The 23,327-nt window shown below is 35.2% G+C and carries 19 protein-coding genes, 1 pseudogene, 1 riboswitch and 1 other annotated feature; of the genes and pseudogenes, 16 read left to right on the plus strand and 4 right to left on the minus strand.

Translation table 11 applies throughout. The features are described 5' to 3' along the window. From DPQ31_RS08810 to DPQ31_RS08840, 7 genes and pseudogenes are all read left to right on the plus strand, one after another. Positions 1-192, plus strand: a pseudogene (locus DPQ31_RS08810) (aspartate ammonia-lyase); the annotation flags it as partial. A 74-nt stretch (positions 193-266) separates the two neighbouring features. Then, positions 267-1,979 carry an oxaloacetate-decarboxylating malate dehydrogenase gene (gene malS / locus DPQ31_RS08815; protein WP_002093791.1) on the plus strand — a complete coding sequence of 571 codons (1,713 nt, stop codon included), beginning with the start codon at positions 267-269 and terminating at the stop codon, positions 1,977-1,979. 63 nt (positions 1,980-2,042) lie between these two features. Next, entirely contained in the window at positions 2,043-3,341 is a 1,299-nt protein-coding gene (locus DPQ31_RS08820) for a sensor histidine kinase (protein ID WP_002043043.1), read from the plus strand. A gap of 2 nt (positions 3,342-3,343) precedes the next feature. Beyond that, complete coding sequence (locus DPQ31_RS08825; RefSeq protein WP_043322880.1) at positions 3,344-4,276, plus strand: response regulator; 933 nt, start codon at positions 3,344-3,346, stop codon at positions 4,274-4,276. A 161-nt stretch (positions 4,277-4,437) separates the two neighbouring features. Then, positions 4,438-4,908, plus strand: coding sequence for a MarR family transcriptional regulator (locus DPQ31_RS08830; protein WP_001030884.1), 471 nt, complete (start codon positions 4,438-4,440; stop codon positions 4,906-4,908). A 146-nt stretch (positions 4,909-5,054) separates the two neighbouring features. Then, positions 5,055-6,290 (plus strand): MFS transporter, encoded by a 1,236-nt coding sequence (locus tag DPQ31_RS08835; RefSeq protein WP_208731795.1) that lies wholly within the window; start codon positions 5,055-5,057, stop codon positions 6,288-6,290. 382 nt (positions 6,291-6,672) lie between these two features. Continuing rightward, positions 6,673-9,879: a DEAD/DEAH box helicase gene (locus DPQ31_RS08840; RefSeq protein ID WP_087969963.1), complete on the plus strand. Its 3,207-nt coding sequence runs from the start codon at positions 6,673-6,675 to the stop codon at positions 9,877-9,879. 102 nt (positions 9,880-9,981) lie between these two features. On the opposite strand, the gene DPQ31_RS08845 is transcribed toward DPQ31_RS08840, so the two are convergent. Continuing rightward, positions 9,982-10,116, minus strand: coding sequence for a DUF3934 domain-containing protein (locus tag DPQ31_RS08845; protein ID WP_000047591.1), 135 nt, complete (start codon positions 10,114-10,116; stop codon positions 9,982-9,984). 406 nt (positions 10,117-10,522) lie between these two features. Beyond that, positions 10,523-10,780 (plus strand) — a binding site (T-box leader). Between the two features lie 70 nt (positions 10,781-10,850). On the opposite strand from DPQ31_RS08845, the gene asnA reads away from it, so the two are divergent. Together asnA and DPQ31_RS08855 are read left to right on the plus strand one after the other, a co-directional pair. Continuing rightward, positions 10,851-11,834, plus strand: coding sequence for an aspartate--ammonia ligase (gene asnA, locus DPQ31_RS08850; RefSeq protein ID WP_000284901.1), 984 nt, complete (start codon positions 10,851-10,853; stop codon positions 11,832-11,834). Positions 11,835-11,983: 149 nt separating this feature from the next. Then, positions 11,984-12,433, plus strand: coding sequence for a helix-turn-helix domain-containing protein (locus tag DPQ31_RS08855; RefSeq protein ID WP_000021945.1), 450 nt, complete (start codon positions 11,984-11,986; stop codon positions 12,431-12,433). A gap of 190 nt (positions 12,434-12,623) precedes the next feature. On the opposite strand, the gene DPQ31_RS08860 is transcribed toward DPQ31_RS08855, so the two are convergent. Then, complete coding sequence (locus tag DPQ31_RS08860; RefSeq protein WP_208731796.1) at positions 12,624-13,853, minus strand: aspartate kinase; 1,230 nt, start codon at positions 13,851-13,853, stop codon at positions 12,624-12,626. A 201-nt stretch (positions 13,854-14,054) separates the two neighbouring features. Further along, positions 14,055-14,241, minus strand: a riboswitch (Lysine riboswitch). A gap of 192 nt (positions 14,242-14,433) precedes the next feature. On the opposite strand from DPQ31_RS08860, the gene DPQ31_RS08865 reads away from it, so the two are divergent. From DPQ31_RS08865 to DPQ31_RS08875, 3 genes are read left to right on the plus strand one after another with little or no spacing between them, the layout of a single operon-like run. Beyond that, complete coding sequence (locus tag DPQ31_RS08865; RefSeq protein WP_000824131.1) at positions 14,434-15,354, plus strand: DoxX-like family protein; 921 nt, start codon at positions 14,434-14,436, stop codon at positions 15,352-15,354. Then, on the plus strand, positions 15,347-15,958 hold the full coding sequence (locus tag DPQ31_RS08870; protein ID WP_000002649.1) for a DUF4166 domain-containing protein: 612 nt from the start codon (positions 15,347-15,349) through the stop codon (positions 15,956-15,958). Before DPQ31_RS08865 ends, DPQ31_RS08870 begins: the two co-directional genes overlap by 8 nt. A gap of 5 nt (positions 15,959-15,963) precedes the next feature. Continuing rightward, positions 15,964-17,589 (plus strand): YndJ family protein, encoded by a 1,626-nt coding sequence (locus tag DPQ31_RS08875; protein WP_098711711.1) that lies wholly within the window; start codon positions 15,964-15,966, stop codon positions 17,587-17,589. Between the two features lie 28 nt (positions 17,590-17,617). On the opposite strand, the gene DPQ31_RS08880 is transcribed toward DPQ31_RS08875, so the two are convergent. Further along, complete coding sequence (locus DPQ31_RS08880) at positions 17,618-18,103, minus strand: 8-oxo-dGTP diphosphatase (RefSeq protein ID WP_097954141.1); 486 nt, start codon at positions 18,101-18,103, stop codon at positions 17,618-17,620. Positions 18,104-18,242: 139 nt separating this feature from the next. Between DPQ31_RS08880 and DPQ31_RS08885 the strand changes: the two genes are divergently transcribed. Both DPQ31_RS08885 and DPQ31_RS08890 read left to right on the plus strand, forming a co-directional pair. Beyond that, the gene (locus tag DPQ31_RS08885; RefSeq protein WP_097958988.1) at positions 18,243-19,505 is read left to right on the plus strand and encodes an MFS transporter; all 1,263 of its coding nucleotides are present in this window, start codon (positions 18,243-18,245) and stop codon (positions 19,503-19,505) included. A gap of 34 nt (positions 19,506-19,539) precedes the next feature. Next, positions 19,540-19,818, plus strand: coding sequence for a hypothetical protein (locus DPQ31_RS08890; protein WP_000259572.1), 279 nt, complete (start codon positions 19,540-19,542; stop codon positions 19,816-19,818). A gap of 19 nt (positions 19,819-19,837) precedes the next feature. Here DPQ31_RS08890 and DPQ31_RS08895 read toward each other — a convergent pair whose 3' ends face one another. Beyond that, positions 19,838-20,302 (minus strand): hypothetical protein, encoded by a 465-nt coding sequence (locus tag DPQ31_RS08895; protein ID WP_000823157.1) that lies wholly within the window; start codon positions 20,300-20,302, stop codon positions 19,838-19,840. 726 nt (positions 20,303-21,028) lie between these two features. Between DPQ31_RS08895 and DPQ31_RS08900 the strand changes: the two genes are divergently transcribed. Both DPQ31_RS08900 and DPQ31_RS08905 read left to right on the plus strand, forming a co-directional pair. After that, positions 21,029-21,841, plus strand: coding sequence for a polyphosphate kinase 2 family protein (locus tag DPQ31_RS08900; RefSeq protein ID WP_087969970.1), 813 nt, complete (start codon positions 21,029-21,031; stop codon positions 21,839-21,841). A gap of 187 nt (positions 21,842-22,028) precedes the next feature. Beyond that, positions 22,029-23,303, plus strand: coding sequence for an MFS transporter (locus tag DPQ31_RS08905; RefSeq protein WP_098911494.1), 1,275 nt, complete (start codon positions 22,029-22,031; stop codon positions 23,301-23,303). Positions 23,304-23,327 lie beyond the last annotated feature (24 nt).

Here is a 23,327-nt window from a genome sequence, read left to right on the forward strand (position 1 = left end):
GCCGTGAACCCTCATATCGGTTATGAAGCAGCAGCTCGTGTTGCGAAAGAAGCAATTGCAACAGGTCAATCCGTTCGTGAACTTTGTGTGAAAAATGGTGTATTGTCACAAGAAGATTTAGAGTTAATTCTAGATCCATTCGAAATGACACATCCAGGGATTGCAGGAGCAACTCTTTTAAAGAAAAATTAAAAGAAGAGGGGGACAATCCCCTCTTTTTTGTTTACAATATAGAAATGCTATATATGAATAGAGGTAGGGATGTTATGAGTAAGTTTACAGTGGCTTCTAATGGTGCATTAGAAACAACATTAAGAGGAGCAGAAGTATTATCAACACCACTTTTAAATAAAGGGGTAGCTTTCACACAAGAGGAAAGAGAAGAGTTAGGTTTAAAAGGTTTATTACCGCCAGCGGTTTTAACATTAGAAGAACAAGCACGCCGAGCATATGAACAATTTAGTTCTCAGCCGGATGATTTATTAAAAAATGTATACTTAACGGCGTTACATGATCGAAATGAAGTATTATTTTATCGTATATTAACAGATCATTTACGTGAAATGTTACCGATTGTATATACACCAACTGTAGGTGTAGCAATTCAAAGGTATAGTCATGAATACCGTAAACCACGTGGTATTTATTTATCAATTAACGATCCATCAGGTATTGAAGATGCATTTGCCAATATCGGTGCAACAGCTGAAAATATTGATTTAGTCGTTGTAACGGATGGAGAAGGTATATTAGGAATTGGTGATTGGGGTGTTGGTGGAATTAACATCGCAATCGGGAAATTAGCTGTATATACGGCCGCAGTTGGAATCGATCCTAGCCGTGTATTACCAGTAATTTTAGATGTAGGTACAAATCGTGAGGAATTATTAAACAATCCATTTTATATCGGAAATCGTCACCCTCGTATAACAGGGGAAGCTTACGATGAATTTATTGATACGTTTGTTCAAGCGGTAAATAAACAATTCCCGAAGGCGCTTCTACATTGGGAAGACTTCAGTTCTCGAAATGCACGAAAAATTTTAGATAAATATCGTCATGACGTTTGTACATTTAATGATGATATTCAAGGTACAGGGGCAGTTTCACTTGCTGCTGTATTATCGGCAGTAAAAGCTTCTGGTGTACCGCTAAGTGAGCATCGTGTTGTTGTGTTTGGTGCTGGTACGGCTGGAATCGGTATCGCAGATCAAGTAAGAGATGCAATGGTTCGCGTCGGCTTATCAGATGAAGAATCTCATAATCGTTTCTGGTGTATTGACCGTAACGGATTAGTTACAGATAATATGGAAGGTCTTCTTGATTTCCAAATTCCATATGCAAGAAAAGAAGCAGAAGTAAGTGATTGGAAACAAAATGATGTGATTGGGCTTGCTGAAGTTGTGAAACATGTAAAACCGACAATTTTAATTGGAACATCAACAGTTGCGGGCGCATTTAAAGAAGAGATTATTAAAGAAATGGCTTCTCACGTAGAAAGACCAATTATTTTACCAATGTCGAATCCAACACCACTTGCGGAAGCGAAACCAGCAGATTTAATCGAGTGGACAGAAGGAAGAGCGTTAGTTGCAACAGGAAGTCCGTTTGAACCAGTTACATATAACGGTGTAACGTATGTGATTGGACAGTCAAATAACGCACTTATTTTCCCGGGACTAGGTCTTGGTACAATTGTTGTTCGTGCAAGCGTCATGACGGATGGAATGTTCGCAGCAGCAGCTGAAGCAGTTGCAAGTATGGTAGATACAAGTCAGCCAGGAGCACCTATTTTGCCAGAAGTTGAAGAGTTACGTAATATCTCTGAACTAGTTGCAATTGAAGTAGCGAAAGTTGCAGTTGCAGAAGGTGTTGCTAGAGAGAACTTAAGTGATAACGATATTAAGATTGCAGTGAAAGAAGCAATGTGGAAGCCTGAGTATCGTCAAATAAAAGCGGTAGAAAAGGTTAGTATATAGAGAAAAAGCCCGTTTATAATAATAAACGGGCTTTACTTATACATTTTGAAAAATATATAGGAAGTGGCAGCTTTGAATTGGAATCAATTATGGAAGAAAGATATGTATCTTTTAATTATATTAATGGTAGTTGTCCCAATTGCTGGAGAGCTTAATTTTCATCCTTTTAATGATATGTTTCGTGTTAGCTTCGGGACACCGCTTTTCTTCTTTTTATTACTATTTTTAAGAAGGATACCAGCAGCAGCTGCAGGTGTTCTCGTCGGTATATCTGTAGTTTTATTCCGTGTAAGTCTTGACTGGGTATTGCAAGGTTCATTCCATATGACAGAATCATTTTATTTGCGCTATCCTGTGTTCTTTTATTATTTTATTTATGGAAGCCTCTTTTCGTTTTGTAGGGTAAATAAGTTTCATCAGAAGCCAATTGTTATTGGGTGCCTTGGAATTTCAATTGAAATTATTGCAAGTATGTCAGAACTTGCGTTTTATCATATGCTCGTACTAGGCACAACGATAACAGTTTCTGAAGTGAATAAACTAATCATTATAGCTATTTTCCGTAGTTTCTTTGCGCTCGGTTTTTTAAATATGATGAATTTATATGAAACGAAATTAAAAGAATCCCAAGTTCGAAAAGAAAATGAAAATATGTTAATGTATCTCTCTAATTTATATGTGGAATCTGTCCATTTGAAAAAAACGTTACAAAATGCTGAGTTAATTACACAAGAAGCATATCAACTATATCGAAACTTACAAGCGAACGATGACTTAAATAGCAAAACAGCTTTAAAAATAGCAGGAGAAGTGCATGAAATAAAAAAGGATAATCAAAGAATTTTTGCAGGGTTATCTAAACTGTTATTAGATAAAAATGTGGCTGAGTATGTAGAAGGACATGAATTAGCGGAAATAATTGTAAGAATAAATGAGAAGTATGCTGAAATGCTAGGAAAAGATATACGTTTTTCTAAACATATAGAAGGTGAGCACGCTGCATATCACGTGTATACAGTTCTATCAATTTTTAATAATTTAGTTGCAAATGCAGTGGAAGCAATTGAGGATAGAGGTCTCATTAGTATAAAGCTATATAAACGAGATAAACATATATTCTTTGAAGTAATTGACGATGGTCCTGGTATTGCACAGAAGTATAAGAAATTAGTATTTAAGCCAGGGTTTACTTCAAAGTATGATCAAACGGGAACACCGTCAACAGGTATTGGACTTTCTTACATAAACGAAATGGTAACAGAGCTAGGTGGAGAAGTGAGATTAGAAGACCGAGAAACTGGCGGCGGGTGTAAGTTTATCGTTTGTTTACCGGAGTGCAGTTTAAAGAGGGAAGGGGAATAATGTTGTTTTATTATATCGTAGATGATGATGAAGTTTTCCGTTCTATGCTTTCGCAAATTATTGAAGATGGAGATCTTGGGGAAGTAATTGGAGAGTCGGAAGACGGAGCTTTTATTGAAGCGGACCAACTGAATTTTAAAAAAGTAGATATTTTGTTTATTGATTTATTAATGCCAATGCGAGACGGAATTGAAACAGTTCGTCATATTGCGTCCGCTTTTACTGGGAAGATCATTATGATTTCTCAAGTTGAATCGAAGCAACTTATAGGTGAGGCGTATACACTTGGAGTAGAATATTATATTACAAAGCCACTGAATAAAATTGAAGTTGTATCTGTTGTACGAAAAGTAATGGAGCGTATTCGTTTGGAGCGTTCTATACATGATATTCAAAAATCATTGAATAACGTTTTTAAGTGGGAACAGCCGCAAGTTCGAACTGAGCCAATACAAGAAGGGAAGAAAATAGCGGATTCAGGGCGCTATTTATTATCAGAACTCGGTATTGCGGGAGAGAACGGAAGCAAAGACTTGCTTAGTATGTTGGAATATTTATATGGGCAGGAAAAGGCACAAACATTTGAATTTGGATTTCCTGCGTTAAAAGATATTTTCCATCATATTACAATAAGGAAATTAGGGGATGTAGCTTTAGATACGGATATTGATAAAGAGAAGAAAGCATCTGAGCAAAGGGTAAGAAGGGCGATTTATCAATCGTTAAATCACTTAGCTTCCCTCGGGTTAACAGACTTTTCGAATCCGAAATTTGAAAGCTATGCTCCGAAATTTTTTGATTTTACTATAGTTAGAAAACGGATGACAGAAATGACGAAAGATGAAGTAGCGGCTTCTGGTCATATACGTATTAACACGAAGAAGTTTATTCAAGTGTTGTATTTTGAGGCAAAACGGTTGATGGAGATAGAATGAAAAGAGATAAGTGTTTCAGATTGTAGACAAAGTCTTGCTCAAATGACATTGAGTTTCTTGGTGCTCAACACGCTTTTGACTCTCTTTTTTCATTAGAGTTGGAATAGAAGCAAAAAATAAATATAATATGGTTAATGCACCAACGGGGAGGAGGACAGGGCATGAATAAAGAAGAAAAGATCATAGTGGGTTTCAGGGACTTATATAATAAGATTGTTTGGCTTAATAAGGATAAGATGGAAGACAGTCTTAAGGGGTATAATTCTTCTGAAGTACATTGTATCGAATACATTGAAAAAAATGTAGATTCTAACGTGACAAAACTTGCGGAGTCCTTTTATATGACTCGCGGTGCCATAAGTAGAATAACAAAAAAACTTATAAAAAAAGGCCTTATCGAAAGTTATCAGAAGTCGGATAATAAGAAAGAAATCTATTTTAGGCTTACTGAACAAGGGAAAGTAATTTATAAAATACATGAGGATCTGCACAAAGAGTTTGAAGAACGGGATAAAGTTGTGTTTGATCAAGTAACCGAGGAAGAATTTGATAGTATACTTAGCTTTGTGGAAAAGTATAGTAGACATTTAGATACAGAAATAAAGAAACAAGGTGTACATATTAAGTCGTAATCTATTTAAAAAATAAAAATGAAACGAAAGGCAGTCCAAGGATGGATTGCCTTTTTTATTGTTGTAATTTTGTTGACAGAGAAACAAAATGGAGTTATTGTTTTGTTGATAAGGAAACAAAAATAACTGTTGGGGTGAGAATGTAAATGTCCAAATTCAGATCACATAATGAACATAATACGGAAAGAGTCATAGATACACACGCCTTACTATTCGGTCTTATCTCTGTGTTTCTTTGTGGAATAGGATTCAGCATTATAATACCTGTCGTTCCATTTTTAGTGCAGCCGTATACAAGTAATTCGGCAGAACAAGCGGTCGTCGTTACGCTATTAGCTTCTGTTTATGCAGTCTGCGTATTTTTTGCGGCTCCCGCACTTGGAGCTTTGAGTGATAAATATGGTCGTCGTCCATTACTTTTAGTATGTCTTTTCGGTTCCGCAATCGGGTACTTAGTTTTTGGCATAGGAGGAGCTCTATGGATACTATTTGCTGGGCGCATAATAGAAGGTATAACAGGAGGGAGCATAAGCACTATCTTCGCATATTTTGCAGATATTATTCCTCCAGAACAAAGAACGAAATACTTCGGATGGGTAAGTGCGGTTGTAGGAGTAGGCACTGTTATTGGACCAACTATAGGTGGATATCTTGCCAAGTTTGGTTATTCTGTACCTATGTATTTTGGAGCAATCATAACTTTATTAAATGTTGTTTATGGAATCTTATATATGCCTGAGAGCCTTGACAAAAATAATAGATTGAAAGAGATTACCTTTGTAAGATTGAATCCATTTACACAACTTGCAAATATACTTTCCATGAAAAATTTAAAATGGCTACTTGTCTCAGCATTCTTACTTTGGATACCAAATGGATCTTTACAGGCAATTTTTTCACAATTTACAATGGATACTTTTAGTTGGAAGCCTGCGTTAATCGGACTTATGTTTTCAATTATGGGATTCCAAGATATCATTTCACAAAGTTTTATAATGCCAAAACTTTTGACAAAACTTACTGATAAACAGATAGCAATTCTCGGAATGGTTTCGGAAATTATAGGTTATAGTCTTATTGCAGCATCAGCTTTGTTCTCATTTTATCCTTTTCTTATCGCTGGAATGTTTATATTTGGTTTTGGTGATTCCATCTTTGGACCTTCATTCAATGGGATGCTCTCGAAGTCTGTCGATTCTAGTGAACAAGGAAGGATTCAAGGAGGTAGTCAATCTATTCAGGCTTTAGCAAGAATGATTGGGCCGATCATTGGAGGTCAAATTTATGTTTCACTTGGGCATGCCGCACCTGCTTGTATGGGGATCATCCTTATACTAGCCGCAATAACAGTCTTATATAAGGGCACGCATGAAAATATGTAAATTACCTACTTTATCCTCCTATTATAGAGAGTAAGCCCCCTGCATCAAAATATGCACATCCATCTCAACGGTGTGTGTGAAAAACTTTTATTACTCTTTTTCATAAAATCATATCTTTTAAATTATTGATGCGATGGCCAGTAAAACTTTTACATGAAAAATGTAGAAGATATTTAAATACTATGCTGGAATCTTTCAGAATCGCCTGTATAATAGGCGGTTTTAAGAGTTTAGGGACAAGTACTGAAACTCTATTTGCTTACATCTGAGGCGTTTATAAATAAGTATCTTTTTTGTTAAACCAAAATTTTATATTTTCTCGTGAAGCATGTAAAATGTTAAGTAAGAGAAAATGGTTTTACAGTAAGGAAGTGTCAAAGCAATGAGTTTTACATTAAATAAATCGATTATTAAAGAAGTGTGCGGAGAGACCTCATATAAAAGAGGCGAAGCTTATTATAAATCAAATAAAGTAATAATAAATCATTATGATGAAAATAAAGAAATTTGCGAGGCAACAGTAAAAGGAAACGAAGATTTTCATGTTACAGTCGAAAAAATTAAAAAGGGTGATGTTGTTGCGAAATGTAGTTGTCCTTCATTAGCGTCTTTTCAAACGTACTGTCAACATGTTGCAGCAGTATTGATACAAATAAATTATAATCAGCAAACGGGTGGAATGCGCCCAGCTAGTAGTGAACACATGAGCGGAAATGATCAATTAACAAGTGGGATGTTTCAGTTGTTTGCAGACAAGCCACTGAGACCGAAAAGTAAACAACATCGTTTTGATACACGTGAAATACTTCATGTTGAATTTATTTGTACACCAGTAGTTACGAAACAAGGTGGAGCGCTTCTAGGAATGCAGCTGAAACTTGCCAAAACGTATTTCGTAAATCAGATTAGAGAATTTCTTTTTAAGGTGGAGAGAAGAGAACTTTTTAATTGTTCCAATGAGTTTACATATACACCAGATGTACATAGCTTTAAACAAGATACAGATGCGATTATTCAGCAACTTATTAAAATTCATCATAATGAAAAAATGTATGAGGATACGCTAGAAGTACATGCAAAACAAGATGATAGCATGATTTTAATACCGCCAGCGTCTTGGGGGGATATGCTTTCTTTACTTTCTAAAGTTGAGTGTGTAAGACTGAATCAAAATGGACAATCTTTTCATGGTTTACAAATTTCAAAAGGACTCCTTCCATTACATTTTGAGTTTAATAAAGGGAGTAACAGTGGGTTTACGCTTTATATTGATGGCTTACAACGAGTTGAGGTAATGGATACGTATAGTTATGCTCTATTTGGAGGGAAACTGTATCAGTTGAACGCTGAGGATTGCAAGCGGCTTATCGAATTACAAAAAATGATGAATCGCTCTAGTAGTAACCAATTATACATTCCGGCAGATAAGATGGAATATTTTGTAGCGAAAGTTGTACCAGGTTTAATGAAGCTAGGAACTGTACGAATAGATGAGGTAGTATCAGATCGTGTTGAAACACCCGTATTAAAAGCGAAATTATATTTAGATAGAGTGAAAAATCGCTTGTTAGCAGGTCTTGAATTTCACTATGGAAACGTCATAATTAATCCGTTAGAAGAGGATGGACAGCCGTCTGTTTTTAATCGTGATGAGAAAAAGGAAAAAGAGATTTTAGATATTATGAGTGAAAGTGCCTTTGCGAAAACGGAAGGCGGTTACTTTATGCATAATGAAGAAGCTGAGTACAATTTTTTATATCACGTCGTTCCAACATTAAAAGGTTTACTTGATATTTATGCGACGACAGCAATCAAATTACGAATTCATAAAGGAGATACAGCTCCTCTTATTAGAGTTAGACGAAAAGAGAGGATAGACTGGTTGTCATTTCGTTTTGATATAAAAGGAATACCGGAGGCGGAAATTAAAGGAGTATTAGTAGCTCTTGAAGAGAAACGGAAATATTACCGATTAGCGAACGGTTCTTTATTATCACTGGAGAGTAAAGAGTTTAATGAAATTAATCAATTTGTAAAAGAAACGGGTATTCGGAAAGAATTTTTACATGGGGAAGAAGTGAATGTTCCGCTTATCCGGAGTGTAAAATGGATGAACGGACTTCACGAAGGTAATGTTTTAAGTTTGGATGATTCTGTTCAAGAGCTAGTAGAAAATATTCAAAACCCGAAAAAATTGAAATTTGCTGTGCCAAATACTTTACATGCAGAAATGCGAGAGTATCAAGTGTATGGATTCGAGTGGATGAAAACACTCGCCTATTACCGTTTTGGAGGCATTTTAGCAGACGATATGGGACTCGGGAAAACACTGCAAAGCATTGCTTTTATAGACTCTGTTTTGCCTGAAATTCGAGAGAAAAACATGCCTATATTAGTAGTCTCTCCGTCGTCCCTCGTTTATAATTGGCTGAGTGAATTGAAAAAATTCGCCCCGCATATTAGAGCAGTTATTGCAGATGGAAATCAAATAGAGCGCCGAAAAATTTTAAAAGATATAGCAGAATTTGATGTCATAATTACGTCATATCCATTGCTGAGAAGAGATATAAGGTTGTATGAAAGGCCGTTTCATACACTATTTCTTGATGAAGCACAAGCGTTTAAAAACCCTACAACGCAAACTGCAAAAGCGGTGAAAACGATTCAAGCGGAGTATCGTTTCGGATTAACAGGAACACCTGTAGAAAATTCGTTAGAAGAGCTATGGTCTATCTTCCATGTCGTCTTCCCAGAATTATTACCAGGAAGAAAAGAGTTCGGTGATTTAAGGCGTGAGGATATAGCGAAGCGAGTGAAACCATTCGTATTAAGACGATTAAAAGAGGACGTATTAAATGAGTTGCCAGATAAAATAGAGCATTTACAGTCATCGGAGTTATTACCAGACCAAAAGAGATTGTATGCAGCTTATTTAGCGAAATTAAGGGAAGAAACGTTAAAACATTTAGACAAAGATACGTTACGTAAAAATAAAATTAGAATTTTAGCTGGTTTAACGAGATTACGACAAATTTGTAATCATCCTGCTTTATTCGTTGATGATTACAAAGGCAGTTCAGCTAAATTTGAACAACTGTTAGAGATTTTAGAAGAATGTAGAAGTACTGGGAAGAGAATTTTGATCTTTTCTCAATTTACGAAGATGCTTTCCATTATTGGTCGTGAGTTAAATCGTCAAGCGATTCCATACTTTTATTTAGACGGGAGTACACCAGCGCAGGAACGTGTAGAGCTATGCAATCGGTTTAACGAAGGTGAAGGCGATTTGTTTCTTATTTCTTTAAAAGCTGGTGGTACGGGTCTTAACTTAACTGGTGCAGATACAGTGATATTATATGATTTATGGTGGAATCCAGCTGTTGAACAACAAGCAGCAGATAGAGCATATAGAATGGGACAAAAAAATACGGTGCAAGTTATTAAGTTAGTAGCCCACGGAACAATTGAAGAGAAAATGCATGAACTACAAGAAACGAAGAAAAATTTAATTGCTGAAGTAATTGAGCCAGGAGAAGGGAAATTATCCTCCATAACTGAGGAAGAAATTCGAGAAATTCTTATGATTTAAAATAAAAAAAGCTATGCTTTCAAATTTATGAGAGCATAGTTTTTTTGTTTTAATAATTATATTTTGTTTTGAACAAAGTAAAGAAATCAAATGGTATTTAAATTATTTCTTTGTGCCTTTACTTTTGTATGGCTTTGCTGCTTTCTTTTTCTTTGCACTTGATTGCCAACGGTTCCATCCTTTACTTCCTGTACCTTGTCCTACACCTTTTTTCGGTTTCGCTTTCGTTTTGCTCATATGATCACTCCGTTATATAAAAATCTTGTTTGATAATAGTCAATGAATTAGAAAATACTCTTGATAAATGACTATGTTTGCTTTAAGTAAAAACAAACTGCTTGAATGCTATAGTATATCATGAAATTGCAAGTAAACTGAAAGGAATTACAAAGAAAATGAAAATAATAAGAAATACTGCGGATTCTATATTTCGAACGATTACACTAATTGTTGTGTATACGTTAGTTTCGGTTAGTGAAACATTTTTTGGATTGACGAGGCAGAAGAAGTAAAGATGTTAAATTAACAACAATCAATAAAGCCGTAAAATATAGAATTGAAAAATATTTTAAAACTTTTTGTTGACTTTCTTTATTTTTTGTATAGAATAATCATTAATAAAATGTTTCAGAGATGTGACAACAAAACGACTATGAAAGGACGAGTAGTAGTAGGACGTAGTCTAAGCGAGTCAGGGGTGGTGTGAGCCTGATACGAAGCCTATTATGAAGAACCTCCTGGAGTTGCTAACCGAAACCCTTTATAGGAAAGTAGACTTAGCCGGGCACTTCGCCGTTACAAGAAGAACAGTATCGAGATCTTCATCTCCGTACTGTATAAGTGAGCAACCTCTGTTGCTAATTTGGGTGGTACCGCGGAACCAAAGCCTTTCGTCCCAGTTTTTTGGGGAAGAAGGGCTTTTTTTGTTGGCTTCTTTTCACAACATCCAAACATTTTAGGGGGAAACCACCATGTATCAATCATTAATGACAGTAAGAGAGACTCAAATCGCAATTAAGGAAGTTAAAACATTTTTCGAAGACCAATTAGCAAAACGTCTTGAACTATTCCGCGTATCTGCACCATTATTCGTAACAAAAAAATCAGGATTAAACGATCATCTAAACGGTGTAGAACGTCCAATTGAATTTGATATGTTACATTCAGGAGAAGAATTAGAAATTGTTCATTCACTAGCAAAGTGGAAACGATTTGCACTACATGAATATGGATATGAAGCTGGTGAAGGTTTATATACAAACATGAACGCGATTCGTCGTGATGAAGAACTTGATGCAACACATTCCATTTACGTCGACCAATGGGATTGGGAAAAAATCGTTCAAAAAGAATGGCGCACTGTAGATTACTTACAAGAAACAGTACGAACAATTTATGGAATATTCAAAGATTTGGAAGATCACTTATTTGAAAAATATCCGTTCCTTGGAAAGTATTTACCAGAAGAAGTTGTTTTCATTACTTCCCAAGAGCTAGAAGATAAATATCCAGAATTAACGCCGAAAGACCGTGAACATGCAATTGCAAAAGAACACGGTGCAGTCTTCATTATCGGAATTGGTGATGCACTTCGTTCAGGTGAAAAGCATGACGGACGCGCAGCCGATTATGATGATTGGAAATTAAACGGTGACATTTTATTCTGGCACCCAGTATTACAAGCTTCATTCGAATTATCATCAATGGGAATTCGTGTTGATAGTAAATCACTTGATGAACAGTTAACAAAAACGGGTGATGATTTCAAACGTGAGTATGATTTCCATAAAGGTATTTTAGAAGATGTACTACCATTAACAATTGGTGGTGGTATTGGACAATCAAGAATGTGCATGTACTTTTTACGCAAAGCACATATCGGTGAAGTTCAATCTTCTGTATGGCCTGACGATTTACGTGAAGCTTGTAAGAAAGAAAACATTCATCTGTTTTAATTAATATAAGTGAGAGGGAGAGTAGCTTGAAAATAGAGTTACTCTCCCTTTTTTTATTGTGTAAACTAGTGGTTTACAGTGCGTGTTACTAATAGTTTCTTTCTTTTTTATCTCCTTTTATGTAATAATTTGTTAAAGGAGGGGGTGTTATGAGTATAGGAGAACAGCTAAAAAAACTACGAGAATCAAAGGAGTTTTCGCAAGAGGATGTTGCTAAAAAAATTGGTGTGACGAGGCAAGCGGTTTATAAGTGGGAAAATGATAAAAGTTACCCTGACATTGATAATTTAATTTTACTGAGCGAAATGTACAACGTTACGCTAGATGAGTTAATAAAAGGGAATCAAAGCTTTAAAGAGAAAATACATATTGATGAAGAAGAGGCGGATTTTGAGAAAGAGAATGAGTTTGGTTTTTATATTGGATGTGGTTTGCTCATTATGAGTGCGTTCATTGAGTATGAAAAAATACAGGTGGTTGTATTAGGAATTGCACTATTCATGATGGTCTTTTACTCGGATGTGAAGAAAATTATTTTCAATGAATATAGATCATTTTTTCAAGGGAAAGAGAGAAACGATATGTGTGATAAGAAGTAAGAAGAGTCAACTATATTTCCTAGGAAAGAGTTTAAAGAATAATTTTATTTTTTTATAATGATTTTTGGATATCGATAATATATTAAAAAGCTGTTTGCGTAGAGTCTTGAAATCTATGCAAACAGCTTTTTATTTATATAGGAAAGAAATAGATTAATATGTTTTTGTAAGTTGCAATAAAAATATTAAATTAGCTCATTTGCACTAAAGGCTCAATTTTCGCCATAAATGATTGATGAAGTGCTTCCACACCTGTTACTAAATGAAGGCGGTCAATAACGACAGACACTTTAATTTCAGATGTACTTACCATTTTAATATGAATATCTTCTTCTTTTAAAGTAGTGAACATATTCGCAGCAACACCTGGATTAGATACCATACCAGATCCTACAATTGATACTTTTGCTAAATGATTTTCATGTTCTACAGACTCATAGTGAAGATCTTCTTGATTCTGTTCCAATACTTCTAGTGTTTCTTGTAAGTCATTAGAATGGATAGAGAAGGAAAGATGAACACTTCCTTCATTTGTAATACTTTGAATAATAATATCTACATTAATATGTGCGTTAGCTAACGTAGAGAAAATTGTTGAAAGTGAACCTTGCTCTAATCCTTTAATTGTTACACGAGTAATATTATCTTCAAAAGCAATACCTTTAACGATTGATTGTTGTTCCATGTTACATTCTCCTTTTACAATTGTTCCGTTTTCTTGTTCCATACTTGAGCGAACTTCTAAAATGACATGATGATTTTTGGCAAATTCAACAGCACGTGGATGTAATACGCCGGCGCCGAGGTTTGCCAGTTCTAACATTTCATCATAAGAAATTTCATCTAATTTGTAAGCTGTCTTTACAACTCGTGGATCCGTCGTGTATACGCCTGTTACATCCGTATAAATATCACATTTTTTCGCTTTTAGTGCCGCTGCTAATGCAACAGCTGTCGTATCAGAGCCACCACGTCCAAGCGTTGTAATTTCATTTTTTTCACTGATTCCTTGGAAACCAGCTACGATAACAATCGTGCCTTCAGTAAGATAAGACTGAATACGCTCAACGTTAATGTCAGTAATCCGTGCACTACTGTGTACAGATTCTGTCGTAATACCAGCTTGCCATCCTGTTAATGAAATTGCGTTATAACCTTTTGCTTGTAGTACCATTGTTAATAATGAAATAGTTACTTGTTCTCCTGTAGATAGAAGCATATCCATTTCACGTTTGCTTGGATTTTCCGCAATAGCGTTAGCAAGTGCTACAAGTTCATCTGTGCTTTTCCCCATTGCTGAAACGACAGAGACGATACTATGTCCTCGTTCATATTCTTCAATAATTAAATTTGCCACATGTTGAATGCGCTCAACACTTCCGACAGAAGTACCACCAAATTTTTGTACAATCGTTTCCATTACGAATTCCTTCTTTCGTCCATTTTTAAGAATAGATTAGGACATATATAAATCCCAATATTCCTGTAGTTACCAGAGAGAAAAACAAAAAACACCATCTCAAATAAGTGAGGATGGTGCTGTTACAGGAAAAGGGAAACAGAAAACGGAGCTAATAAAAAAACCGCCAAAAAAGGAATACCATGAAAATGATATCTCTTTTTTGTAGATAGCTCTTCATACGTACATGTCTGTACATATGACAGTTCTGTTTCTATTCGAAAACAGCCCCAATTGATAAATGCAGAGAAATTTATCAATTTCGGCAACACTTCCTTTTATCCAATTTCATAGACATCTCTGTGTCTCCATTAGAATACTCATAAGTATTGCAACCTCTATCTCACGTTTTAGGCGAGAGTGTTTGATTTATGAAGTTGTTGGTAACATTTGTTTTATAATAATTTAAATTATTCAGGGAATCAAGTGTTTTATATATATTTTCAAAATTCTTTCTTTTTAGAGATGAAGTTTGTGAAAAATGTAGCAAAATACATATATTACATGTACATTAAAAATATAGAGTATAGGAGGTCGGAGTATGAAAAGAAAAAGGCCTATTTATGTTGCAACAGAAATGAAAACGACAATAGAGAAATTATGGGAATATACGCAAGAACCAGACCTACATACAGAGTGGGATGCTCGTTTTACTGAAATTTCGTATTTAGAGAAAAAAGAGGGAGAACCACAGAAGTTTTTATATAAAACAAAGATAGGATTTGGGCTTGAAATAGGCGGAGAAGGGGAATCGATAGGTGAAATAAGAAAAGAAACTGGTGAACGGATTTCTTCTTTGAAATTTTGGACAGACAATACATTATCACTTATACGAATAGGGCGTGGTTATTGGAAGTATACACCGCATAAAGAGTGTATTCATTTTGAAACGCAATATGATTATGATACGAGATATGGTCGTATAGGAAATGTGATTGATTCATATATGTTTCGTCCATTATTAGGTTGGGCGACTGCTTGGAGTTTTGATGCTCTCAAATTATGGTTGGAAAAAGGTTTGCATCCTAGTTTGCTAATTAGAAGAACGATGACGTATTGGCTCGTTTGTTTTTTATTTGCTTTTGTATGGATATATCAAGGGATAGTGCCAAAACTACTGTTTACTCATTCAGAGGAAGTAAAGATGCTTTCTTTATTAATCGGTTCAAATGAAAGTAGTGTATGTATACTTAAAATAATTGGGGTGTTAGAAATAATTTTCGGTGTCGTATGGCTGTTGCCAATAATAAAACGAAAATTATTTATACTGCATATTATTGTATTACTAGTTTTAACGTTAGCGGCAGGATTTACGAATATCGCAAGCTTTACAGGGCCGTTTAATCCGATTACATTAAATGTTCTTCTAATGGGGTTATCAATTGTCGGTTATATAAATAGTTTCGATTTACCAAGCGCGAAAAATTGCAAGAGGGCGAGAAAGGGACAAGTGTATGGCTAATATGTATGAACGATTATTAGGGGATACCTATAAAAATCTTCATCCTGAATTGCAGAAGCGTTATGCGATTACAGAAGAGAATAGTTTTACAGGGGAAGGAAAGATGGATGAAATTTACGGTGGCTCTTTTTTCGTAAAATTTATATTGAAAATTGCATCGAAGTTTCGAATGTTTTTCTCGGAACGAGGGGAGGAAATTCCATTTACGATACAAAACATAGCTGAGCGAGATGAATATGGACAAGAATTAGTAAGGTGGAACCGTACTTTTTATTTTCATAATAAGAAAAGATATTTTAACGCAGTTATGCAATTGGATGAAAACGAAAATGAAATTGTAGATTATTTTGGCGAACCACATTTACTCGTTTCTACACTGCATTTTCATATCGATGAGTTAGGGGCAATGCATATTTCTTCAAAGGAACAATGGTTTTATATGTTTGGAAGAAAAATGCCGTTACCAAAATTTTTGTATGGTGAGGCAAAAATTGTTGAAAGTTATGATGAAACACTTAAGTGTTTTCGAATTCATGTACAAGTACGAAACCCGTTAATTGGTTCGCTTTTTTCATACAAGGGAACATTTGTAGAAAGGGAATAAACGATATGAAAAATATAATATTTGGGCTTGCTTGTTATGTTGTTTTTCTAATATGTGAGTGGTCGAATATAAATCCTGTTGAAGCAATTATATTATTATCTGTTTTATTATTTATACCGATGTCTTTTTGTATTATTGATAAAAGAACAAGAAATGGATCGTATTTATTATTTTATAAATTCGTATCGTTTTTATATCCAATCGCAGCAATTTGCGCAATGCTAGCTTTCGTCACAAATCACTATTTATTTGCGCTAGTTTGGTTTGTATATACAGGAATTGTTGCGTTATTTGGTGTAAGTAGATTGCTAGAAAGAGGATGGAAGCCGTTAGAGGAGACCGTCATAGATAGTGCGTTTATTTATTTGTTTTTAGGTGGTTTTTGGTTTTTTGCTTCAGTAGCAAAACTTTCAATTATGCATTTTAGCTCTGACATTGTTTTACTCACAGCTGCACATTTTCATTATTCGGCGTTTTTATTGCCATTATCAGCTGGTTTAATAGGGAGAAAAAGAGAAAAGAGAAGTAAAGTGTATGATGCTATTATGTTTATCATCATGATTTCACCTATGACAGTTGCAATAGGAATTACATATTCGAGGATATTAGAATTTTTTGCAGTTGTGATATATTTATGTGCTATTTATGGATATGGTATTTACGTTTGGAAAGCGAAATTTAATGCTATTCGTGCAAAGGTTCTCTTAATCATTTCGTCTAGTACGCTCATGGTTACAATTATGTTCTCACTCATATATTCATACGGAAATTTAAAACAAGTACTGACGATTACAATTGCTCAAATGGTTTGGATTCACGGTGTGGTAAATGGCATTGGAGTAGCATTACCAGCATTTGTAGGTTGGATGATTGAAAAGAGTGCTCCAAATTATAAGTACTATGGGAAACCAATGAGTAGATTAAGAGGAAGCGTGAGAATTGGTGGGACATTTTTACAGAATGGAAATTTAGTAGATAGTAAGGAATACAACGGTTTAGTTGATAAAATAAATGATTTTCATAGTGAGTCATTTGACGTGACGAAGGTTCCTTTAAGTATGATTCGTTTTTATGAAAATACAGCAGCGTATGAGTTACAATCGAATATTAAATGGGCTCGTTGGTTCCGTCCATTTGCATTTTGTTATACGAAAATGAGTAAACGAGTAGGACAAATACATTTAGGTATGGGCGATAAGTGGGAAACAATGTATGGCTCTATCATAGGTGTAAATGATGAGAAAGATGGAAGAGAGAATGTAAGGGCTTGGCTAAGGGAAAATGAAGCAGGAGAGTCTATTTTTTTGGCTCTGTATTCAAAACATACGCATAAGAACGAGACATATATGAATATCGCATTGCCTTTACCTTATTCGAATATGACAGGTATTTTAAAAGTATGTAATGATAGCAATGATTTAATCATTACTAGTAAGTTGAGAGAAAATAGTAAGGGAGATGAGGGGATTTATCTACATACTGGTTTCTTTACAATCCGTTTACCGTTAACAGAGATTTTTATCATTAAAGAGGGAAAGGGTCACATGCTAACTGCTCACCATAAAATGTGGATATTCGGAGTTAAGTTTTTAGAAATTGATTATGAGATTAAGAAAATAGAGGTGAAGTAAGAAAAGCTTGGAGGGATTCCAAGCTTTTTTACGTATGGGTAATTGTCATAGCGACTTGTTTATCTAAGTCTCGGTCCCAAACACGTTGAATTTCAAACGTGCCTTTTTTAAAAAATAATGGGAATCTTTCTTTAAACCAATCTTGCATAGGAAGATTGAGTGCTGTATCGATTGGCACCCATACTAATTCACCCTCAGGAGGATTAATAAGAAGCTCGCCTTCAAATGAGTCTGTCCAATAGTTGAATACCATATATCGAACATGCTCCTTAGGATTTACATATTCGTCTACCCCTTTAAAAGTTAAATTAGAAACGTGTAGTCCAGTTTCTTCTTTCACTTCTCGTATAGCAGCTTGGACGATACTTTCTGGGAAATCTACTTTTCCGCCAGGAGCTATATAGCCAGGAAAGCCTCGATGATTGGGACGTTTTAAAAGTAAAATTTCATTGTTACGCTGGATCATACACATTGTATAGATCTGGTGCTCGATGTTAGGTGAATTGGAAGGCATGACCATATTTTCTCCCTTGTATTTTTTTGATAATTTTACCATAAATATAGTAGTTTCATATTATAATTTAAAATAGAATATTAATATTTTTCAGATGTTTATTATAGAGTTTATAGTTAATTGAAAAGAGGTGAGGAAAATGCAGGGAGAAATACAAACCCAAAAAGGTTTAGGATATGTCGGAAAATTACTGTTGCCAGTCAAAGTATCACGGCATTTTAAGTTTTTGTGGATTGGACAATTGCTTTCAACTTTAGGGAGTTCTATAACAATGGTTATTTTGCCAGTCGTTGTTTACTCACTAACTGGTTCAACAGTTGTAATGGGGATGACTATGGCAATGTATATGCTACCTAATATTCTTGCTTTACCGTTTGCAGGGTTAGTTGTAGATCGAATTGATCGAGTAAAATTAATGTTATTTACGGATATAATCCGCTGTATAGTAATGCTATTACTTGCATCGCTTATATTTACGGATTTGTTAACGATTAGGCTGTTATATGTCCTCGTTGCCGTATATGGACTTATGGAAGGGATATTTCAGCCAGCATATTCTGCCGTGAGGGCGAAAGTATTCGTACCTGAAATTCGCAATGCAGCTAATGCATTAACGCAAATGAGTAATCAAGGCATACGGTTAATTGGACCAGCACTTGGTGGATTAATCGTTTCAGTTGCATCTGCTGGGATAGGATTTGGATTAGATGCAGCAACGTACTTATTATCATTTTTATGTTTATTATTTTTAAAAGAAATTAAGTTTAAAAAAATAAAATCGATTGAAAAGAGTAAGGTTGATTATAAAAAGGAGTTTATGGAGGGTGTTTTAGTTTTAAAAAGTCATCCGTGGCTTTGGATTACAATCTTAGTTTTTTCTTTCGTAAATATTTGTTATGCCGGCATTATCGTCGTATTAATTCCATGGTTATTTAATATTCATCATCATTTTGAAGCTTACGTTTACGGACTGGGAATGGCATCTTCTGGTGGCGGTGCTGTAATTGCCGCATTAATATTTGGTGGGAAAGAGCGGTGGCACAAGAGAGGGTTACTGGCCTATGGAGGTGTTTTAATTAGCGGCTTCGCTCTATTAGTTATGCCTTTTATTTCTTGGGCGCCTGCTTTAATATTCTTAATGGCAATTGAAGGATTCGGTATGATGATATTTGGACTCATTTGGGAAACGAGTTTACAAGAGCTCGTACCGGAAGAAGCTTTCGGAAGAGTAGCAAGCCTTGATATGTTAGGTTCTTTTGCTTTATTGCCATTAGGATATGTAGTTGTTGGTTGGTTAGCGAATGTAATAGGCGGAGAGGTAACTATATTAATGCTAGCATTATTCGTAATCTTTACAATTGTAATTGCTCTATCTGTCCCAAGTATTCGTAAGTTTGATTAATAATTTGAATGAATAATGAAAGGAGTTATTTTATATGGTTGTAGATTGCCTCAACGAATTTTTAGAATCGGAACTACAAGGCGAATATGTTGTAAAAGAACAGGTATTTGATACGAAGAATTTTACTGTATATATTGTGACTCCTGTTGATAATAAACTAGAGTATGAACGGCTCATATTACTGAAGCATCTTTCTAATGAAGAGCCTTCTGTACATATATGGGAAACATGTATTTGCAAGAAAGCAACGAAAATGGAAATTGCAAAAGAAGTGACAGAAGCGATCCAATCGGGTTTCATAAAAAAAGACTAAGCCATACTTAAAATAAGGCTTAGTCTTCATTAAATACAAATGTTTGTTTCATTTTTTTACCCTCATTTACCGGATGACCATTGTAAGAGAAATTCTTTTCTTCCCAAGTAATAACGACTTTAAAATTATGGCTATTAAAGTCTAATGGAAATACCATGTGGTCAAAGCTTGTATGACTTTTTGAGATGTTTTCATCAGATGTAGTAGGTGTAAAGGTAGCTTTAGATGTAGGCGTGTTATCAAGTATTTCTACAGATACATTTGAAACATCAGTACCGATATTTTTTACGAGTAAACTATACGTATCATATACACCTTGTTTTGACCGGATTACTTGTTCATTTGAGTTATGAGATTTATCAATTTCGATATACCATTGTTTAGACTTTAACACAATTGGTAGCGATTGAAATGTGTAAGCGCTAGCTTGCATTGGTAGTACTACACAAATAAGCACAAAGAGAAAGAATATTTTTCGTTTCATTTTTTGAGAACTCCCATTCTGTAACGGATTTATTTGTTATTATCTTCTCTTTATAAGAGGATATACCATTTAATGTAAGGGTGATTGTTAAGAATTATTACATTTGATTCATATGCTAATACACATCAAACGCAATGAAAAAAAGGAATGGTGAACATAAGGGGAAGCGTATGTTGAGAATATTAATAAGTATGGGGAGCAGTGTTTTTCTGCAACTATTATTTTTGTATATAGTTATTTCTGGACTCTTATTAGACTTTAATCCTTGGTATGCAGTAATTGTGTATATAAGTATTGCGATACTTAGTTTTATTTTAGGTATATATTCAATTGTCAGTTCTGTAAGAGAAAGTTCAAATGTTACGCTGCTTACAATACCAATAGGAGTTGTAACTACATAATTTTCAGTAGTAATCATTGGCTTTACAGTATTTGCTTATTTTTTACTAGAAGGGGGATTCCCCCAATCATTCGATTGTAAAATGTGAAAATCGCTTCTAACATTCCACTAAACATATCTCCGATTGCAGGCACGGTTATTACAGTTGTTTTAATTGCTATATTCTTTATGAAAGCTGTGAGCAATAGAAAAGGGAATATCGAGGTAGATGTAAAGTTAGAGTGAAAAACTGTGTAGAGATTTTCCTGCACAGTTTTTTGTAATATGAAAAATTTACCAAAAATATGTTAAAATAATATTATCATACAACAAGAGGGATTTGTTTTATGGAAAATGGGCATCTTGCTAAAGTAGATTTAACGAAAAAAATTGAATCAAAATCTAAGTACAATAAGAAACTCGAAAAATATCAAAGGCGCTTATTAGCATTACAGCAAATTTTAAAAGAAGAAAAAATCGCGGTTATGCTCGTTATGGAAGGTTGGGATGCGGCTGGTAAAGGTGGGGCAATTAAGCGGGTGACGGAACATCTTGACCCGCGTGGTTTTCAAGTAACTCCAATTGGAGCGCCTGCACCTCATGAAAAACGTTACCATTATTTGCAACGTTTCTGGCGCAAAATTCCACAGTACGGGCAAATTACTATTTTTGATCGCTCATGGTATGGTCGTGTGTTAGTTGAGCGTGTGGAAGGATTTGCTACAAAGGAAGAGTGGATGAGAGCATATGATGAGATTAATGATTTTGAAAAACTATTAACAGATGACCATTACATAATAGGGAAGTTCTTCTATCATATTAGCAAAGATGAACAGTTAAAAAGGTTTAAAGATAGAGAGAATAATCCTTTGAAGAGATGGAAAATTACAGACGAAGATTGGCGTAATCGTGAAAAATGGGACGAGTATGTTGAAGTAATGGAAGAAATGTTTGAAAAAACAAATAAGCCAAATGCGAAATGGCAAATTATCGCGAGTAATGATAAATTATATGCACGTTTGAAAACATTGAAAGTGATTATTTCATTAATTGAGGATTATTTCTTAGAGCATGGTATAGAATTACCTTCTTATTATTATGAAATGAAAGAAGGTAAGGCAGAGGGCTTTGAAAATAATCAAGATGTAGTTGTAAAATAGTCGAAAGTTTGAATGTAAAATATAGGAAGATCTACCCTGTGATTTTGGGAGCCCCTCGGTAATGAGCCAAACATAAACCGTGGGGTTCTTTACATTAATAAATAAACTGTAGCATTTTAAATTTTGGAATTTTGTTGTTCTATAGTACATTAACAAGAGGTATTAGTTTTATAGAGAGGGTGAGGAAATGATAGAGACAGCAGATGCTTCAATACGTAATCGTATGTACACAGAAGAAGAGCAACAAAAATTATATAAACGAACATTAATAATCGTAAGTATTTCACAAATGTTCGGTGGAGCGGGATTAGCTGCTGGAATTACAGTAGGTGCACTTCTTGCGCAGCAAATGCTTGGGACAGATGCATATGCAGGATTACCGGCTGCTATGTTTACAATGGGGTCTGCGGTAGCGGCTTTCTTTGTTGGGAAGTTATCGCAAAAATATGGTCGCCGAATAGGACTTGCAACAGGGTTTATAGTAGGGGGGCTAGGGGCTATTGGAGTTGTATTGGCTGCTTTAACAAATAGTATTATTTTATTACTAGTCTCTTTACTCATATATGGTGCAGGTACAGCGACGAATCTACAAGCTCGTTATGCTGGTACCGATTTAGCAGATAAGAGACAACGAGCAACTGCTATTAGTATTACGATGGTTATGACGACTTTCGGTGCAGTTGCAGGACCGAACTTAGTAGGCGTAATGGGAGATTTTGCCCATTCAATCGGAATTCCTAACCTTGCAGGTCCGTTTATATTATCAGCAGCGGCATTTATACTGGCGGGTCTTATCCTTTTTATTATGCTTCGTCCAGATCCATTAATTATTGCTAACATAATAGAAACATATAAACGAGAACATACATATAAAGGGCAACCAGTAACAGAAGAAGTGAAAGAAAACAAACGAGGTATTACAGTTGGAGCAATCGTTATGATACTTACTCAAATAGTGATGGTTGCGATTATGACGATGACGCCAGTTCATATGGGGCATCATGGTCATGGTTTAAGTGCAGTAGGGCTTGTAATTGGTTTTCATGTAGGTGCAATGTATCTTCCGTCTCTCGTTACAGGAATGTTAATTGATAAAATCGGACGAACTACGATGAGTATAGCTGGTGGAATAATTTTATTAGCGGCGGGTGTCATAGCTGCGATGGCGCCGAGTGATTCTTTACTATTATTAATTGTTGCTCTGTCTTTACTTGGGTTAGGTTGGAACCTCGGTTTAATAAGTGGCACAGCTCAAATTGTTGATGCAACTATACCTTCTACACGTGCAAAAACACAAGGCAAAATAGATGTATTTGTTGCGTTAGCTGGGGCTTCTGGTGGAGCGATGTCAGGTATGATAGTAGCGAATTCCAGTTATGCCGCATTATCATTAGCGGGAGGAGTGCTAGCATTATTGCTTATTCCTATTATGATATGGTCTCGAAAAGGGGCGAGAAATTAAATGAGAAAGAGGTTCTAGTTACTA

The sequence above is a fragment of the Bacillus sp. COPE52 genome (assembly GCF_003355115.1).
GTDB classification, from domain to species: Bacteria; Bacillota; Bacilli; order Bacillales; family Bacillaceae_G; genus Bacillus_A; species Bacillus_A toyonensis.

Bases quoted from the DNA above. Each gene is read 5' to 3' on its own strand.
- DPQ31_RS08855 (WP_000021945.1), top strand. From the start codon at position 11,984: ATGAGTATAGGAGAACAGCTAAAAAAACTACGAGAATCAAAGGAGTTT.
- DPQ31_RS08905 (WP_098911494.1), top strand. From the start codon at position 22,029: ATGATAGAGACAGCAGATGCTTCAATACGTAATCGTATGTACACAGAA.
- malS (WP_002093791.1), top strand. From the start codon at position 267: ATGAGTAAGTTTACAGTGGCTTCTAATGGTGCATTAGAAACAACATTA.
- DPQ31_RS08900 (WP_087969970.1), top strand. From the start codon at position 21,029: ATGGAAAATGGGCATCTTGCTAAAGTAGATTTAACGAAAAAAATTGAA.
- asnA (WP_000284901.1), top strand. From the start codon at position 10,851: ATGTATCAATCATTAATGACAGTAAGAGAGACTCAAATCGCAATTAAG.
- DPQ31_RS08870 (WP_000002649.1), top strand. From the start codon at position 15,347: ATGGCTAATATGTATGAACGATTATTAGGGGATACCTATAAAAATCTT.
- DPQ31_RS08865 (WP_000824131.1), top strand. From the start codon at position 14,434: ATGAAAAGAAAAAGGCCTATTTATGTTGCAACAGAAATGAAAACGACA.
- DPQ31_RS08835 (WP_208731795.1), top strand. From the start codon at position 5,055: ATGTCCAAATTCAGATCACATAATGAACATAATACGGAAAGAGTCATA.
- DPQ31_RS08880 (WP_097954141.1), bottom strand. From the start codon at position 18,103: ATGCCTTCCAATTCACCTAACATCGAGCACCAGATCTATACAATGTGT.
- DPQ31_RS08875 (WP_098711711.1), top strand. From the start codon at position 15,964: ATGAAAAATATAATATTTGGGCTTGCTTGTTATGTTGTTTTTCTAATA.
- DPQ31_RS08830 (WP_001030884.1), top strand. From the start codon at position 4,438: ATGAATAAAGAAGAAAAGATCATAGTGGGTTTCAGGGACTTATATAAT.
- DPQ31_RS08895 (WP_000823157.1), bottom strand. From the start codon at position 20,302: ATGAAACGAAAAATATTCTTTCTCTTTGTGCTTATTTGTGTAGTACTA.
- DPQ31_RS08845 (WP_000047591.1), bottom strand. From the start codon at position 10,116: ATGAGCAAAACGAAAGCGAAACCGAAAAAAGGTGTAGGACAAGGTACA.
- DPQ31_RS08890 (WP_000259572.1), top strand. From the start codon at position 19,540: ATGGTTGTAGATTGCCTCAACGAATTTTTAGAATCGGAACTACAAGGC.
- DPQ31_RS08840 (WP_087969963.1), top strand. From the start codon at position 6,673: ATGAGTTTTACATTAAATAAATCGATTATTAAAGAAGTGTGCGGAGAG.
- DPQ31_RS08885 (WP_097958988.1), top strand. From the start codon at position 18,243: ATGCAGGGAGAAATACAAACCCAAAAAGGTTTAGGATATGTCGGAAAA.
- DPQ31_RS08860 (WP_208731796.1), bottom strand. From the start codon at position 13,853: ATGGAAACGATTGTACAAAAATTTGGTGGTACTTCTGTCGGAAGTGTT.